At 74.4% G+C, this 17,186-nt stretch carries 6 protein-coding genes; all 6 read left to right on the top strand.

Annotated features, from left to right (window positions below; all coding sequences use genetic code 11):
• Window positions 1-38: 38 nt before the first annotated feature.
• Window positions 39-8,834 carry a glucoamylase family protein gene (locus VF746_28420; GenBank protein ID HEX8696377.1) on the top strand — a complete coding sequence of 2,932 codons (8,796 nt, stop codon included), beginning with the start codon at window positions 39-41 and terminating at the stop codon, window positions 8,832-8,834.
• Window positions 8,835-8,855: 21 nt separating this feature from the next.
• Complete coding sequence (locus VF746_28415) at window positions 8,856-9,206, top strand: hypothetical protein (GenBank protein ID HEX8696376.1); 351 nt, start codon at window positions 8,856-8,858, stop codon at window positions 9,204-9,206.
• 427 nt (window positions 9,207-9,633) lie between these two features.
• A complete protein-coding gene (locus VF746_28410; GenBank protein ID HEX8696375.1) occupies window positions 9,634-10,275 on the top strand; it encodes a class I SAM-dependent methyltransferase in 642 nt (213 codons plus the stop codon).
• An 84-nt stretch (window positions 10,276-10,359) separates the two neighbouring features.
• Window positions 10,360-11,640, top strand: coding sequence for an RDD family protein (locus VF746_28405; GenBank protein ID HEX8696374.1), 1,281 nt, complete (start codon window positions 10,360-10,362; stop codon window positions 11,638-11,640).
• On the top strand, window positions 11,637-12,953 hold the full coding sequence (locus VF746_28400; GenBank protein ID HEX8696373.1) for a phospholipase D-like domain-containing protein: 1,317 nt from the start codon (window positions 11,637-11,639) through the stop codon (window positions 12,951-12,953). Before VF746_28405 ends, VF746_28400 begins: the two co-directional genes overlap by 4 nt.
• 315 nt (window positions 12,954-13,268) lie before the next feature.
• Window positions 13,269-14,231 (top strand): MBL fold metallo-hydrolase, encoded by a 963-nt coding sequence (locus VF746_28395; GenBank protein HEX8696372.1) that lies wholly within the window; start codon window positions 13,269-13,271, stop codon window positions 14,229-14,231.
• Window positions 14,232-17,186 lie beyond the last annotated feature (2,955 nt).

Raw genomic sequence — 17,186 nt, 5'->3', positions numbered from 1 at the left:
TGATTTGAACGCACACCCGACGAAGGCTGCCGCCGCCCATGCCGCTCCGCACCGCCGCACGAAAGTCGTACCGCGCCTTCTCGCGCCTCCTCCACCTCCCCGCGGCCGAGCCGCCCGAACTGGCGGGCCCCCTGCGCGGCGAGCTGCTGGGCGCCGACGATCTGGCGGCGCGGGCCCGCGCCGCCGCGCGCGCCCAGCGCGTGGGCGCGCCCGGGCGCCGGGCGCGCGGCACGCCCCTGCTGGCGCGGCTCGCGGGCACCCGCCGCATCCTGCACGACGCCCACGCGCGGCTGGCCGCCGCGGCCGACGCCGGCGCCGACGTGGGGCCCGCGGGCGAGTGGCTGCTGGACAACTTCCACGTGGTGCGCGAGCACGTCCGCGAGGTGCGCGAGAGCCTCCCCGCCGGCTACTACCGCGAGCTCCCCGAGCTGGCGGGCGGGCCGCTGGCGGGGTATCCGCGCGTCTACGAGCTGGCCATCACCCTGATCTCGCACAGCGAAGGGCGCGTGCACCCCGGGAACGCCGGCCCTTTCGTGGCGGCGTTCCAGGAAGAGGCGCCGCTCACCCTGGGCGAGCTGTGGGCGGTTCCCGCCATGCTGCGGCTGGGGCTGCTGGAGAGCGTGCGGCGGATGGCGCTGCGCACGGTGCAGCGCCTGGACGAGGTGGAGGCGGCGGACGCGTGGGCCGCGCGCATCGACGCGGGCGGCGAGGGCGAGCCGGCCCGGGCGGCGGCGCTCAGGGCGTTCGTGGCCGCGCACCCCCCGCTCACGGAGGTCTTCGTGTCGCGCCTGCTGCACCAGCTGCGGCTGGGGCGCGGCGCGCTGCCGGCGCTGGAGGGGTGGATCGCCGGCCGGGGCGTGACCGCCGAGGAGGCCGCGGCGCAGGCCACGCAGCGGACGGCGCTCACGCAGGTGATGATGGCGAACAGCATCACCTCGCTGCGCGGCATCGCCCTGGTGGACTGGCGCGCCTTCGTGGAGCGGCACAGCGCGGTGGAGGCGGTGCTCCGCGGCGACCCCGCCGGGGTCTACGCCGCCATGACCTTCGCCACCCGCGACCGCTACCGCCACGCCGTGGAGCGGATCGCCCGCGGCGGCGGGCGGGGCGAGAGCGAAGTGGCGCGGGCGGCGGTCGCCCTGGCCGCGGGCGCGGCCGCGGACGGCGCGGCCGGCGATCCACCGCGCGGCCACGTCGGCTGGTGGCTGATCGACGCGGGGCGCACGGAGCTGGAGCGCGCCCAGGGGTACCGTCCGACGCCCGGCGAGCGGGTGCACCGCCGGGTGCTGCGCCACCCCGACGCCGTGTTCGTGGGCGGGATGCTCGCCGGGACGGCGGCCGCGCTCGCGGCGCTCTTCTGGCTGGCGGGCCCACAGGCGCGGGCCTCCGCCGCCGCCGTGGCGGTCGTCCTCCTGATCGCCGCCGTGCTGGCCAACGACATCGCCGTGGGGGTGGTGAACCAGCTGGTGGCCGCCTTCCTCCCCCCGCGCCTCCTCCCCCGGCTGGACCTGCGCGAGAACGGCGGCATCCCGCCGGAGCTGCGCACCGCCGTCGTCGTCCCCACGCTGTTCGACGGCGTGCAGGGGGTGCGCGAGGCGCTGGAGCACCTGGAGGTGCAGTACCTGGCCAACCGCGAGCCCAACCTGCACTTCGCCGTGCTGGGCGACTTCACCGACGCGCCCGCCGAAGCGCTGCCGGGCGACGCAGAGATCGTGGCCGCGGCGGCGGACGGGGTGCGGGCCCTCAACGCGCAGTACGCCGCGGGGGCGGAGGACGCCTTCTACCTCTTCCACCGGCCGCGCCGCTGGAACCCGCGCGAGGGCGTGTGGATGGGGTGGGAGCGCAAGCGCGGCAAGCTGGCCGACTTCAACCGCTTCGTGCGCGGCGGCGCGGAGGGCGCCTTCTCGACGGTCGTCGGCGACGTGGCGGCGCTCGGCGGGGTGCGCTACGTGATCACGCTGGACGCCGACACGGTGCTGCCGCCGGGCACCGCCGCGCGGCTGGTGGGCGCGCTGGCGCATCCGCTGAACCGCGCCGGGTACGACCCCCGCGCCGGCCGGGTGACGCGCGGCTACGGCATCCTGCAGCCGCGGGTGGGCGTCTCGCTCCCCAGCGCCCACGCCTCGCGCTTCGCGGCCATCCACTCGGGGCACCCCGGCGTGGACCCGTACACCACGGCCGTCTCCGACGTCTACCAGGACCTGTACGGCGAGGGGAGCTTCACGGGGAAGGGGATCTACGACCTGGACGCGTTCGAGCGGGCGACCCACGGCCGCTTCCCGGAGAACGCGCTCCTCTCGCACGACCTGATCGAGGGGAGCTACGTCCGGGCCGGGCTGGCCACCGACTTGGAGCTGTACGACGACTACCCCGCGCGCTACCTGACCCACGCCCGCCGCCGGCACCGCTGGATCCGCGGCGACTGGCAGCTCCTGCGCTGGCTGGGACGCCGCGTTCCCGGCCCCAGCGGGCCCGAGCCCAACCGGCTGTCGCTGCTGTCGCGGTGGAAGATCCTGGACAACCTCCGCCGCAGCACGGTGGAGATCGCCCAGCTCGCCTTCCTGGCGGCGGGGTGGCTGTTCCTCCCCGGCCCGCCGCTCTGCTGGACGGTGCTGGGGGCGCTCGCCGTCGCCGCGCCGTGGATCGTCTCCCTCCTCCTGGCCGCCGTCCGCCCGCCGCGGGACCGCTCGTGGCGCGCCTACTACGCGGCCGTGGGGCGCGACGCCGCCACCAGCGCGCGGCAGGTGGGGCTGGCGCTGGCCTTCCTCCCGCACCAGGCCTGGATCTCGGCCGACGCCATCGCCCGCACGCTCTGGCGCCTCTTCGTCACCCGGCGCCACCTGCTGGAGTGGCAGACCGCGTCGGTGGCGGAGCGGACCGTGTCGGACTCGCCGCGCGCCGCGTGGCGGACGATGGGGCCGGCGGTGGCGGTCTCCGTCGGGATCGGAGCGCTGGCGCTGGCGGCGCGGACGGGCGACGCCCCGCTGCCGCCGCTCCTGGCCGCGGTCCTCCCCCTGAGCCTGCTGTGGACCCTCTCCCCGGCGATCGCCCACGCGCTGGGGAAGCCTTCCGCGCGCCGCGCCCACCGGCTGCCCGCCGCCGCCACCGGCCAGGCGATGCGGTACGCGCTCCTGCACTGGCGCTACTTCGACCGCTTCGTCACGGCCGAGACGCACGGGCTCGTGCCCGACAACTTCCAGGAAGACCCGCTTCCGGTGGTGGCGATGCGCACCTCGCCCACCAACCTGGGGCTGCAGCTCCTGGCCACCGCCAGCGCGTGCGACCTGGGGTTCGTCACCGCGTCGGAGATGACCGCGCGGCTGGAGCTGGCCTTCCGCGCGCTGGAGCGGATGCGCCGCTTCCGGGGCCACTTCTACAACTGGTACGACCTGCACGACCTGCGTGTGCTGGAGCCGGCGTACGTCTCCACCGTCGACAGCGGCAACCTGGCCGGCCACCTGATCGCGCTGCGGCAGGCGTGCCTGGAGATCGCCGACGCCCCGGTGGCGGACGGGCGCGTGGCGCGCGCGCTGGCCGCCGCGCTCTCGCTGGCGCTCGGCCGCCTGGACGAGCTGGCCACCTCGCCCGCGGTGCTGGGCGACGCCGCGGCGAGGGCGGCCGTGGCGCGGGCCGCGGAGCAGGTGCGCGCCGCGCGGGCGCTGCTGGACGGGGCCGATTCCGCCGATCCCGCTCCCGCGCCGCTCGCCGCCGCGGGGGACGTCCTCCGCCGGGCGCTCGCAGGGCTGCACTCGGCCGGCCTGGCGCCCGACGGCTCCGCGCCGGCGGCGGAGTGGATCGCGTGGAGCGCGCGCCGCATCGACGAGCACGCGGCGAACCCGATGGGAGACGGGGGGCAGACGTACGCCGGCGCGGACGGAGAGTCGCCGCCCCTCACCCTCCGCCGGCTCGCGGAGCGCAGCACCGCCGCCTCGGAGCTGGTGGCGCGGCTGGAGGCGGTGGGGAGCCGCGCGTACCGGTACGCCATGGAGATGGACTTCCGCTTCCTCTTCGACGGCGAGCGGAAGCTGTTCTCCATCGGCTACCAGGAGGCGGCCCACGCGCTGGACCCGTCCACCTACGACCTGCTGGCCTCGGAGGCGCGGCTGGCCAGCTTCGTCGCCATCGCCCGGGGCGACGTCCCGGCCGGGCACTGGTTCCACCTGGGGCGCACCCTCACCCACGCCGCCGGCCACACCGCGCTGGTGTCGTGGAGCGGGAGCATGTTCGAGTACCTGATGCCCGCGCTGGTGATGCGCTCGCTCCCCTCCACCCTGCTGGACCAGAGCGCGGCGGGGGCGGTGGGGCGCCAGCTGGCCTACGGGGCCGCGCGCGGCGTCCCCTGGGGGGTCAGCGAGAGCGCCTACAACCTGCGCGACCGCCACCTTACCTACCAGTACCGCGCCTTCGGCGTCCCCGACCTGGCGCTGAAGCGCGGGCTGGGGCGCGATCTGGTGGTGGCCCCGTACGCCTCGGCGCTCGCGGCGCTGGTGGAGCCGCGGCGGGCGCTGGCCAACCTGGGCGCGCTGGAGAAGATGGGCGCGCTGGGGCCGTACGGCTTCCGCGACGCGCTCGACTACACCCGCCCCGAGCCGGGGGCGCGCTACGCCGTGGTGAAGAACTACATGGCGCACCACGTGGGGATGACGCTGGTGGCGCTGGCCAACGTGCTGGACGGCGACCGGTGGCAGCGGCGCTTCCACGCCGACCCCCTGGTGCGCTCGGCCGAGCTGCTGCTGCACGAGCGCATCCCGCGCCGGCTGGCGCTGCAGGAGCCGCAGGCCGCGCGCCCCGACGAGGCGCTCCCCGACCCCGAGCTGGAGCGGCCGGCCGTGCGCGAGATCCACGCGGCCGACACGCCGCAGCCGCACGTGGCGCTGCTGGGACGCCTCCCCTACACGCTGATGGTGAGCCACTGCGGCTCCGGCTACAGCCGCCACGGCGAGCTGGCCGTCACCCGCTGGCGCGCCGACGGCACCAGCGACAGCACGGGGCAGTTCTGCTACGTCAAGGACCTGGCGACGGGGCGCGCCTGGTCGGCCGCGCACCAGCCCGTGTGCGCCCCGGCCGACGTGTACCACGCGCTCCTCGCCACCGACCGCGTCACCTTCCACCGCGCCGACGGCGAGGTGGAGACCCGCACCGAGATCACCGTGGTCCCCGGCGACCACGCCGAGGTGCGGCGCGTCACCGTGACCAACCGGGGCGACCGCCCCCGCGAGGTGGAGCTCACCAGCTACGGCGAGATCGTGCTGGGCCTCCCCGACGCCGACCGCGCGCACCCGGCGTTCGCCAACCTGTTCGTGGAGACCGAGTACCACCCCTGGTGCACGGCGGTGACCGCCACGCGCCGGCCGCGCTCGGCCGGCGAGAAGCCGCTCTGGTGCGTGCACGTGGTGGACGCCGGCCCCCACCGCGCGGGCGAGGTGAGCTGCGAGACCGACCGCGCGCGCTTCGTGGGCCGCGGGCGCTCCACCCGCGCGCCGCTGGCGCTGGAGGCGGACGGCGCGCTCTCCGGGACCACCGGCGCCGTGCTGGACCCCGTCTTCGCGCTGCGCGCGCGCCTCCGCCTGGAGCCGGGGCAGTCGGCGTCCGCCGCCTTCACCACGCTGGTGGCCGACTCGCGCGAGCGCGCCTTCGAGCTGGCGGGGCGCTACCACGACCCGCACGCCGCCCAGCGCGCGCTCGACCTGGCGTGGACCAGCACCCAGGTGGAGCTGCGCGAGCTGGGCGTGACCCCCGCCGAGGCCGCCGTCTTCCAGGAGCTGGCCGGCTACCTCTTCTATCCCGCCCCCGAGCTGCGCGCCGGCCCGGAGGAGCTGCTCCGGAGCCGCGGCTCGCAGCCCCTGCTGTGGGCGAACGGCGTCTCGGGCGACCTGCCGGTGGTGCTGGCCACCCTCGACTCGGCCGAGGGGCTGCCCACGCTGCGCCAGCTCTTCGCCGCGCACCACTACTGGCGGCGCCGCGGGATGAAGGTTGACCTGGTGGTGGTCGACCGGCAGCCCGCCAGCTACCTGCAGCAGCTCCCGGAGCGGATCGCCGAGGCGCTCGCCGCCTCGAGCGACGCGGGCGTGCTGGACCAGCCAGGGGGCGTGTTCGTGCGGCAGCACGACCTGCTCCCCGCGGAGCAGCTCCTCATGCTGCGCGCCACCGCCCGCGTGCACGTGGAGTGCGACGGCCGCTCGCTGGGCCGCATCCTGGCCGCGCGGCTGGCGCCCGACGACGTGGGCGAAGACGGCGAGCCCGACGTCCTCGTCGTCCGCGCCCCCGAGCGGCGCATCGTCCCCGCGCCCGCGCTCCGGCGCAGCGGCGCGCATCGTTCCGCATCTTTCGCCTCTGCAGCGGACCCGCCCTCCCCGTCCGCGCGCCGGGCGTCGGACCTGCCGGCGGGCGCGGACGACGGCGCGGATGAGGAGGCCGGCGCCGCGGCGCTCCGCTTCGACAACGGCTTCGGGGGATTGACCGTGGAGGACGACTACGAGGTGCGGGTGCGCGGCGACCGCGTTCCCCCCGCGCCGTGGGCCAACGTGGTGGCGAACGCGCGCGGCGGCTTTCTGGTCACCGAGCGCGGCGGCGGCTTCACCTGGGCGAAGAACAGCTTCTTCTACCGGCTCACCCCGTGGCACAACGACCCCGTGGGCGACCCCGCGGGCGAGGCGCTGTACCTGCGCGACGAGGAGAGCGGCGAGACGTGGAGCGCCACCCCCGCGCCCGTCCGCCGCAACGCGCCGTACACCGTGCGCCACGGCGCCGGCTGGACCTCGTTCGCGCACGAGCACGCCGGCATCGCCACGCGGCTCGTGATGGCGATGGCGGGCGACGACCCGGTGAAGGTGTCGCGGCTCTGCGTCGCCAACCCGGGTGCCACGCCGCGCCGCATCGCGCTCGTCGCGTACGCCGAGTGGACGCTGGGCGTGCTGCGCGAGCACACGCAGCACCAGGTGCAGACCGGGGTGGACGCGGGTCGCGGCGCGGTGTTCGCGCGCAACTTCTTCGACCCGCAGTTCGCCGGGCAGGTGGCCTTCTGCGCGCTGAGCGAGCCGCTGGCCGGCCACACCGGCGACCGGCGCGAGTTCCTGGGCCGCAACGGCACGCTCGCGGCCCCGGCCGGCCTGCGTGGCGAGGCGCTCTCCGGCCGGCACGGCGCGGGAATGGACCCCTGCGCCGCGCTGCGGTGCGTGCTGGAGCTGGCCCCCGGCGAGGCGCGCGACGTGGTGGTGCTCCTCGGCGCGGCGGAGGGGGAGGACGAGGCGCGGCGGCTGGTGGACGCGTACCGCGACCCCGCCCTCGCGCGCTCGGCGGCGGCGCGGAGCGTGGACGGATGGGCGGAGCGGCTGTCGGTGATCGCCGTCCGCACGCCGGAGCCCTCGTTCGACGCGATGCTGAACCGCTGGACCCTCTACCAGGCGCTCGCCTGCCGCATGTGGGCGCGCTCGGCGCTGTACCAGAGCAGCGGCGCCTACGGCTTCCGCGACCAGCTGCAGGACGTGATGGCGTTCGTCCACGCCGAGCCCGCGCTCGCCCGCGAGCACGTGGTGCGCGCGGCGGCGCGGCAGTTCGTGGAGGGCGACGTGCAGCACTGGTGGCACCCGCAGAGCGGGCGCGGGGTGCGCACCCGCTTCTCCGACGACCTCGCCTGGCTGCCGTACGTCGCCGACCACTACGTGCGGGTCACGGGCGACGCGTCCTTGCTCGACGAGCGGGTCCCCTTCCTCGCCATGCGAGCGCTGGAGCCGCACGAGCACGAGGTGTACGACCTCCCCTCCGTCTCGGACGAGGTCGCCAGCGTGTACGAGCACTGCCTGCGCGCGCTGCGGAAGGCGTGCACCTCCGGCGCGCACGGCCTGCCGCTGATCGGCGCGGGCGACTGGAACGACGGGATGAACCGGGTGGGGGTGGAGGGACGGGGCGAGAGCGTGTGGCTGGCGTGGTTCCTGGCCGACACGCTGCGCCGCTTCGCCGTCCGCGCCGGCGCGCGGGGGGACGATGGCGTCGCGGCGGAGCTGCGGGCGACGGCCGCTCGCTATGCCGCGGCGGTGGAGGCGCACGGGTGGGACGGGGCCTGGTACCGCCGCGCCTACTTCGACGACGGCGCGCCACTGGGCTCCGCCACGAGCGACGAGTGCCGGATCGACTCCATCGCCCAGAGCTGGAGCGTGATCTCGGCCGCGGGCGATCCAGAGCGGCGGGCGACGGCCATGCGCTCCCTGGAAGAGCACCTGGTGCGCGAGGACGAGCGCCTCCTGCTGCTGCTGGCGCCGCCGTTCGACGCCACGCCGCGCGATCCCGGCTACATCAAGGGCTACCTTCCCGGCGTGCGCGAGAACGGCGCGCAGTACACGCACGCGGCGCTCTGGGCCGTGCTGGCCACGGCGCTCTCGGGGGACGGGGACCGCGCCTTCGAGCTCTACCAGATGATCAACCCGCTCACCCACGCGCGCACGCCGGCCCAGGTCGACACGTACCAGGTGGAGCCGTACGTGGTCGCGGCCGACGTCTACACCGCCGCCGGACAGGTGGGGCGCGGCGGGTGGACGTGGTACACCGGCTCGGCGAGCTGGATGTACCGCGTGGGCCTGGAGGCGATCCTCGGCTTCGACCGCCGCGGCGACCGCCTGGCCATCCGCCCCTGCGTCCCCGGCGGGTGGGGAGAGTTCTCGATCGCATACCGCTTCGGCCGGAGCGTGTACGCCATCACCGTGCACGACCCGGCGGGCGTGCGCCGCCTGGGCGCCGAGGTGAGCGTGGACGGGCGCGTGCTGGATTCGGCCGAGATCCCGCTGGTGGACGACGGCGCGCGGCGCGAGGTGGAGGTGCGGCCGCTGCAGGTGGGCCGTTGATACTCGGAACCGGGGGTTGGAATGGACGCTTTCACCGTCGCCGCGCAGATGCTCGGAGGGCTGGAGCTCGATGCCGGTCAGCTCGCCCAGCTGCGGGCGATCGACAGCAAGTACCAGCAGCGGCTCTACGCGCTCCTGCACGCGTCGGACACCCCGGCCCGGCTCGGCGGATGGTACTCCGAGCCCGACACCCCTGGCGTGGCGCACGAGCCGACGCCGGCGGAGCTCGCGGAGCTGCGCGCCATGCTGGAGACCGACATCCGCAGCCTGCTCTCACCCGAGCAGCGCGGCCGGCTCGACCGGTCGGGCGGGTGGATCCCTGCGGAGGACAACGTGCTGGCCTGGGAGTCGGAGGGCGGCCGGCTGGACTGAACCGCGGGCGCCTCCAGCGGCGCCGTTCGACGGAGACGGCAGGGTGCGGGGGGATCGAGACCATGCTCCCGGCGGACGTGCCAGGCTGGTTTCCGGCGGGGACGACCGTGCGCCCCGCCGACAGGCGGGGCGCAGGGACGCAACCGGCGGGGCGCGGTCGCGGCCGGGAAGATGCGCGTGATCCTCTACGTGGTCGCCGCATGGCTCCGCCAGGAGGAGTTGATCCCGGACACAGCGGCCCTCCAACCACCCCGGTCTGGGAGCGAGAATGCCACGGCAGCGTAAACCGCTGCCATGGCATTACTCGAGCCGGCGCACGCCGGCGAGCCTCGCGGGGTGGGATTACTGCACGGGGGAAACGGAATGACCGGAGAACGACAGGATGTTACTCCGCTGACTCCGTGTGAGGTCCTTCCGTGATATCAGCATGACTCGTCCCCCGCCCGCCCAGCGCATCCGCCGCGAGTACGCCGCGCACGCCGCGGAGTACGACCGGCGCTGGGCGAAGTACGTCGAGCGGAGCCTGGCGCTGCTGCGGCCGTTCCTGGCGGGCGCGGCGCCCGGCGAGGTGCTGGACCTGGGGTGCGGGACGGCGGGGCTGCTGCCGCGGCTCCGCGCGTGGGACGTCCGGCTCTCGCGCTACGTCGGCGTCGACTTCGCGCCGGAGATGCTCGCCGCCGGGCGCGAGAGGCTGCCGGGGGCGCTGGGTGCCGCCGCGCTCGCGGCCGGGGCGGCGGAGGCGCTGCCGCTCCGCGACGCCTCGTTCGACACCGTGGTCAGCGCCAGCTCGCTCCACTACTGGGAGGCGCCGCGGAGGGTGCTCGCGGAGGTGCGGCGCGTGCTGCGCCCCGGAGGGCGCCTGGTGCTCCTCGACTGGTCGCGCGACCCGCCCGCGATGAAGCTGCTGCACGCGGCGATGCGCCTGGCCCGCGTGCGCTACCGGCGCATGTACTCGCGCGCCGAGGCCGCCGCGCTGCTGGAGGAAGCCGGCTTCCGCGTGGCGCGCCGGGGCGGCGGCTCCGCGGGCGGCCTGTGGCGGCTGATGGTGCTCGAGGCGTTCTCCCCCTGACGCCATCTGGCACGACGATTGTACGCCGGGCCGCGCAGGATGTAGATTCCCCGCGCGGAATCGTCCCCGAATCCCAGCGCGCGCATGTCCGGCTACGTCCACGCGACCCCGCCGCCGAGCTTCGACCCCCGGCGCGTCATCACGCAGGAGGCGTTCTCCGTGGCGCCGCACCTGCTGGGGCTGCCGCTCGCGCGTCCGTCGCGGCGCCTCGCGGCGATCCTCCTCGACCTGCTCCTGGTGGCCGTCCTGGCCAACGTGGGCGGCGCCGTGCTCTTCGGGCTGCTGGCCTCCATCGCGTTCTTCGTCTTCGCCTCGCGCAAGCTGGGCAAGGGCGGCGGCTTCTTCGGCAGGAGCGCGCGCTTCGCCTTCCGCTCCGTGGGCGCCGTCATCCTCTTCGGCGTCACCCTGAGCCTCATCCACCGCGTCGCCGGCGCCTTCGGCGGAGACGGCGGCGACGAGGACGGCGAGCGCCCGGCCGCACAGCAGGCCGGGCTGGCGGGCGGCGGGGGCCAGAGCGGCGACGTGCCGAAGCCGTCGCTCGGCGCCACGATCGGGATGATCGGCGGGATGGCCGAGCTGGAGGGCGCCGACGACACCACCGAGGCGCGCGCCGCGGCCCGGCGCATGGTGCGCGAGATGCGGAAGATGGGGATCTCCGACGCCGACATCCGCGACGCCGTCGTCCAGGCGGCCTCCGCGGGCGAGGAGGGCGAGGACGGCGGGTGGAGGCTCCGGGCGGTGGAGGGCGTGCTCCCCGGCGACTCCGTCCGCCCGCTCACCCCCGACTCGCTGGCCGTGCTCTACGCCGCCGCGGTGGGCGCGCGCGACTCGGCGGCGGCGGACTCGCTGGGCTCGCGCCTGGGCTCGGCGCTGGCGCGCGATTCGCTCGACGAGCTGCGCGGCAGCGTGCACGAGCTGCGGCAGAGCCGGGACGAGCTGCGTGGGGAGCTGGAGAAGGAGCGCGACCGCGGCTTCCTGCACTCGCTGCTCAAGTGGCTGGACGACCTGGGGCTCGGCTTCGGGTGGAACGCGCTGTACTTCACCGCGTTCACCGCGCTCTGGAAGGGGCAGACGCCGGGGAAGCGGCTCCTGGGGCTCCGCGTGGTGCGGCTGAACGGGCAGCCGATGACGCTGTGGATGAGCTTCGAGCGCTTCGGCGGCTACGCGGCGGGGCTGCTCACGGGGCTGCTGGGGTTCGTGCAGGTGTTCTGGGACCGCAACCGCCAGGCGATCCACGACAAGATCACGGAGACGGTGGTGATCCGCGAGCGCAAGGACGCTTCCGTGCCGCAGCCGGCGCCGCGCCCCGCGCCCTCGTACGGCGCGCCGCTCGGCGCCGGGGGGATCCGCAGAACGGGTCCGTGAGCTGGCCTCTGCCTTCCTGGCCGTGGTGGGTCACGCTCTTCTTCGTGGCCGGCGTCCTCGGCACCGTATCGGTCGTCGTCAGCCTCTTCTTCGCGCTGGGGCGCCGCCCCCGGCGCTTCACGCTCTACGAGCACCCCGACGTGGGCTCCGAGGCGTTCCTGCTGGGCGTCTCGGGGGTGGTGAACGCGTCGCTGCAGAGGGGCGGCACGGCGCGCGTGCTCAACAACGGGGTCGAGATCTTCCCCGCGCTCCTGGAGGCGCTGCGCGGCGCCCGGCGGAGCATCAACTTCATGACCTACATCTGGGAGCCGGGGAAGGTCTCCGACGCCATCCTCGACGTGCTGTGCGAGCGGGCGCAGGCCGGCGTGCAGGTGCGGGTGATGCTGGACGGGATGGGCGCATGGCGGGCGCCGCTCAAGCGCTTCCGCGAGCTGGAGGCGGCGGGCGGGCGGGTGCGCTGGTTCGCCGCCTTCCGCCTGGGGAAGATCGCCACCTTCTACAAGCGCAACCACCGCCGCGCCATCGTGGTGGACGGGAGGGTCGGCTTCACCGGCGGCGCCAGCGTGGCCGACAAGTGGATGGGCGACGCCCAGGACGAGAAGCACTGGCGCGACATCATGGTGGAGGTGCGCGGCTGCCTCGCCGGCAACATGCAGTCGGCGTTCGTGCAGCTGTGGACCAACACCACCGGCGAGATCCTGATCGGCGACGCCTTCTTCCCCGACGAGCCCGAGGAGGCGGAGCACCTCCCCGGCGAGGCGCTCGCCCGCCACGTCAACGTCGTCAGCTCCCCCGCCCAGGCGTCGCACCCCTTGCGCGTGTTCTTCTACACCTCGTTCGCCTGCGCGAAGGAGAGCATCTACCTCACCTCGGCCTACTTCGCCCCCGACCGCGACACCCGGCAGATCCTGATGGAGCGCGCGAGGAACGGCGTCGACGTGCGGCTGCTGCTGCCGAACCACTACACCGACGCCAAGGTGGTGCGCCTGGCCGGGCACCACTACTTCGAAGAGCTGCTGGCGGCGGGGGTGCGGATCTACGAGTACCAGACCACCATGATCCACGCGAAGATGGTGGTGGTCGACGGGAAGTGGTCGATCGTGGGCTCGGCCAACATGGACATCCGCTCCAAGGAGCTGAACCAGGAGAGCGTGATCGGCATCCTGGACCAGGAGTTCGGCACGCAGCTGGTCGACACCTTCTTCGCCGACCTGGAGCAGGCGAGGGAGATCCGCCTGCTGGAGTGGCGCCAGCGCGCGTTCGTGCAGAAGCTGGCGGAGCGATTCTTCGTGATGTTCGCGGAGCAGTACTGAACGGAAGTGCGTGAGTGCGTGAGTGCGTGGTGAAGGCTGTCGACGCGTGATGTTCCGTAGGGGCGAGCATGCGAGGCCGAGCACAGGCGGCATCGGCGCAAAATGCCGCCTGCCGCGCGTGAGCCGGCATCCGCCGGTCGAGGCAGTCCTCGCCCCTACGAATTCCTGATGAGACTCGCGAGAGCCTCACCTCACTAACGCACTAACGCACTCACGCACTTGCAGTTCCAGGGGCACGCGGCTTGAAGCAGCCGTTTGCCCCTGCGCGTTTTGCGGATGACCGGGAGGCGCGAGAAGTCCTGCGAGAGAAGGAGCATGGCGATGGCGACCGAGCTGCTGGAGCTGGTGCGGGGCAACCCGGAGACGCACATCCGGCGCGACGTGGAGTGCCTGCGGACGGGGATCGTCAACTGCTTCCTGTGCGGCGAGCCCGGCGCGGGCGACCGCCGCTGGACGCTGGTCGACGCGGGGATGCCGGGCTTCACCCGCACCATCCGCCGCGCGGCCGAGGAGCGCTTCGGCGTGGGCTCGCGGCCGTCGGCCATCATCCTCACCCACGGGCACTTCGACCATGTGGGCGCGCTCCCCGAGCTGGCCGAGGAGTGGGACGCGCCGGTGTACGCGCACCGCCTGGAGCTGCCGTACGTCACCGGGCGCTCGGCGTATCCGCCGCCGGACCCGAGCGTGGGCGGGGGGATGATGGCGCGGCTGTCGAAGCTCTATCCGCGCGGGCCGATCGACCTGGGGAACCGCGCCTGGCCGCTCCCCGAGGACGGCTCGGTGCCGGGGATGGAGGGGTGGCGCTGGGTGCACACGCCGGGGCACTCGCCCGGGCACGTGTCGCTCTTCCGCGACGAGGACCGGGTGCTGCTGGCGGGCGACGCCTTCGTGACCACGAAGCAGGAGTCGATGCTGGCGGTGCTGCGGCAGAGCCCCGAGGTGCACGGGCCGCCCGCCTACTACACCACCGACTGGGACCGGGCGAAGGCGTCGGTGCGGCTCCTGGCCAACCTGGAGCCGGTGGTGGCCGCCACGGGCCACGGGATGCCGATGCGCGGCGGCCCCCTGCGCTCGGCGCTGCACACCCTCGCCGACGACTTCGAGACGCTGGCCGTGCCGCGCGACGGGCGGTACGTGCGCGCCCCCGCCCTCTCCGACGCGAACGGCGTGGTGTCGGTGCCGCCGCCGGTGCACGACGGCCGGCTGCCGCTGCTGCTGGGGGTGGGCGCCGTGGCGGCGGTGGGCGTGGCGCTGGGCCTGCGCTCGCGGCGCCGCTGAGCGCGGGCCGGATCGGCGGCGGACGCGGCGCGGCGGCCGGGACACCCGGCCGCCGCGCCGTTTCGTCGTGGGACCGCCGGCGGGCTCAGCCGTCGCCGTTGGGGTCCATGGCGCCGCCGCCGGCGGCGCGCACGCTCGTGCTGCATCGCATCCGATCGTCTCCTTCGTGTCCGGTCAGCCGTTCGGGTCGACGCCAGCGCCCCGCCCGGCCCGGACCGTCGTCTGTGTTCGCATCGGGATCCTCAGTGGCTCAGGGATCATCCGTTGGGGTCGACGCCCGTGCCTTTTCCGGCGTGGATGCGTGTCGTCGCGCTCATCTCCACCTCGCTCAGGGCTTGCCGTTCGGGTCGATGCCCGCGCCTTTTCCGGCGCGGACCGTGGCTCTCACCTTCATCTCCCGCTCCGGGCTCCAGGGTCAGCCGTCAGGGTCGATCGCTCCGCCCTGCCCGGCCCGAATCGTCGTCTGGACCTGCATGGCCGCCTCCAGGTCAGGGCGTTCCGTTGGGATCGACGCAGGCGCTGTATCCGGCCCGGATCGTCGTGCGAACCTGCATGGCCGCCTCCTGGTCAGGGCTATCCGTTGGGGTCGATGCAGGCGCTGTATCCGGCCCGGATCGCTGCATGTACGTGCATGGCCGTCTCCTGGTCAGGGTTGGCCGTTGGGGTCCATGGCGCCGCCGCGGCCGGCGCGGACCGTCGTCTGGATCTGCATGGATTCCTCCCGGCTCAGAGCTTTCCGTTGGGGTCGACCGTGCCGCTGTAGGCGGCGCGGATCGCAGTCTCGAGGTGCATCGCTGCCTCCTTTGCTCATCCGTTGGGGTCGATGCTCGAGCCTGCTCCGGCCCGGATCGCGGTGTTGGCGTGCATCGCTGTCTCCGTGGTCAGGGCTTGCCGTAGGGGTCGAGGTGCGAGCCGTCGCCGGCCCGGACGAGCGTGCGGACGAGCATGGATGCCTCCCGTCGAATCAGGGTTTCCCGTCGGGGTCGATCGCCGAGCCGACGCCGGCCCGGATCGTCAGGCGTACGCGCATGGCTCCTCCAGGGTTGGCGCGGCACGATCAAATGTAAGCGGAAGGCGTTGCGGGCCAACGCGATGGGGATGGGCGGCGCGGCGGCCGTGTCGAGCGGATCGGGGGATGGGCCGGGCTGTGCGCACGGGGCATGTATGCGAAGCGCGGCGGCCGGACTCACCGGCCGCCGCGCCTGTTTCGCGTACGGGACACCCTGGCTCAGGGGCCGCCGTTGGGGTCCATGGCACCGCCGGTGGCGGCGCGCACGTTCGTGCTGCATCGCATCGAATCGTCTCCTTCGTGTGTGGTCAGCCGTTCGGGTCTACGCCGCCGCCCGCACCGGCCCGGACCGTCGTCCGGGTCTGCATCGGGAGCCGCCGTGGCCCGGGGGATCATCCGTCGGGGTCCATCCCGCAGCCGTACCCGGCGCGGACCGTGGCCTTCACGTTCATCTCTCGCTCCACCGCTCAGGGTTTGCCGTTGGGGTTGATGGCCCCGCCCTCTCCGGCGCGGACCGTCGCTCTCACGTTCATCGTTCGCCTCGCTCACTCAGGGCGTCCCGTTGGGGTTGATCATCCCGCCCTCTCCGGCGTGGACCGTGGCGCTCACTTTCATCCCGCCCTCCCGGTCAGGGTTTCCCGTTCGGATCGATCATCCCGCCGTGCCCCGCGCGGACCGCCGCTCTCACGCTCACCTCTCTCCTCCGTGGCTCAGGGTTTCCCCTCGGGGTCGATCATCCCGCCCTGCCCGGCGCGGACCGGCGTGCGGACGCGCATGGCCGCCTCCGTGGCTCAGGGGGTCCCGTTGGGGTCGATCATCCCACCCCGCCCGGCGCGGACCGTCGTGTCGACGCGCATGGCTGCCTCCGTCGGTCAGGGGGCGCCGTTGGGATCGATCATCGCGCCCCGCCCGGCGCGGACCGTCGTCTGGACGTGCATCGGCTTCCTCCGTAGGCTCAGTGCCTTCCGTCGGGATCGATCAGGCCTCCCTCTCCCGCCCGGATCGTGGAACGTACCGTCATCTCGCGCCTCCCGCGGTCAGCCGTTCGGGTTGATCGCGCTGCCTTCACCGGCGCGGACCGTCGTCTGGAGCTGCATGGCTTCCTCCCGCTCAGGGCTTTCCGTTGGGGTCGATCAGGCCGCCCTCGCCTGCCCGGACCGTTGCGCGGACGTGCATGGCTTCCTCCGGTCAGGGCTTGCCGTTGGGATCGATCAGGCCGCCCTGCCCGGCCCGCAGTGTCGTGTGCACAGGCATCGCCGGCTCCTGGTCAGGGTTTCCCGCTGGGGTCGAGCGTCACGCCCTGCCCGGCGCGGATCGTGGCGTGGACGTGCATCGCCTCCTCCGAGGTCAGGGTGTGCCGTTGGGATCGATGCCGGAGCCCTGCCCGGCCCGGATCGCGGTATCGACGTGCATCGCTGTCTCCCTCTGGTCAGGGACTGCCGTTGGGGTCGATGGCGGAGCCCTGCCCCGCCCTGGTCGCCGTGCCGACGTGCATCAGGCGCCTCCGCGGCGCGAGGTCAGCCGTTGGGGTCGATCTCCGAGCCGGCGCCGGCGCGGACGACCGTGCGGACGTACATGGGCGCCTCCCGTGGATCAGGGTCTTCCGTTGGGGTCCACCGTGGCGCCCTGCCCGGCGCGGGTCGCGGTGTCGACGTGCATCGCGGTCTCCTCTGGCTGAAAGGTTCAGCCGTTGGGGTCGATTCCCGGGCCGAGGCCGGCGCGGACGACGGTGTGACGTGCATGGATGCCTCTCGCGGGTCGGTGTTTCCTCGCCGGGCCGACGCCGCCCGGATCACACGGCTCCCCTCGGGCGGGGGCGCGGCGCATCCATTCTACGCGGAAGCGGCCGCGGGCGGCGCGCCCGGGGGGACGGGTCGCGGTCCCCCGGGCCGAGTCGAGCGGAGGCGGGCCGAGCCGTGGCCCCGACGCGAAGCGCGGCGGCCGGA

The organism is Longimicrobium sp. (assembly GCA_036389795.1).
GTDB lineage: Bacteria > Gemmatimonadota > Gemmatimonadetes > Longimicrobiales > Longimicrobiaceae > Longimicrobium.
Note: the sequence above shows the minus strand (reverse complement) of the source record. Positions and strands in the feature narration are given on the sequence as shown.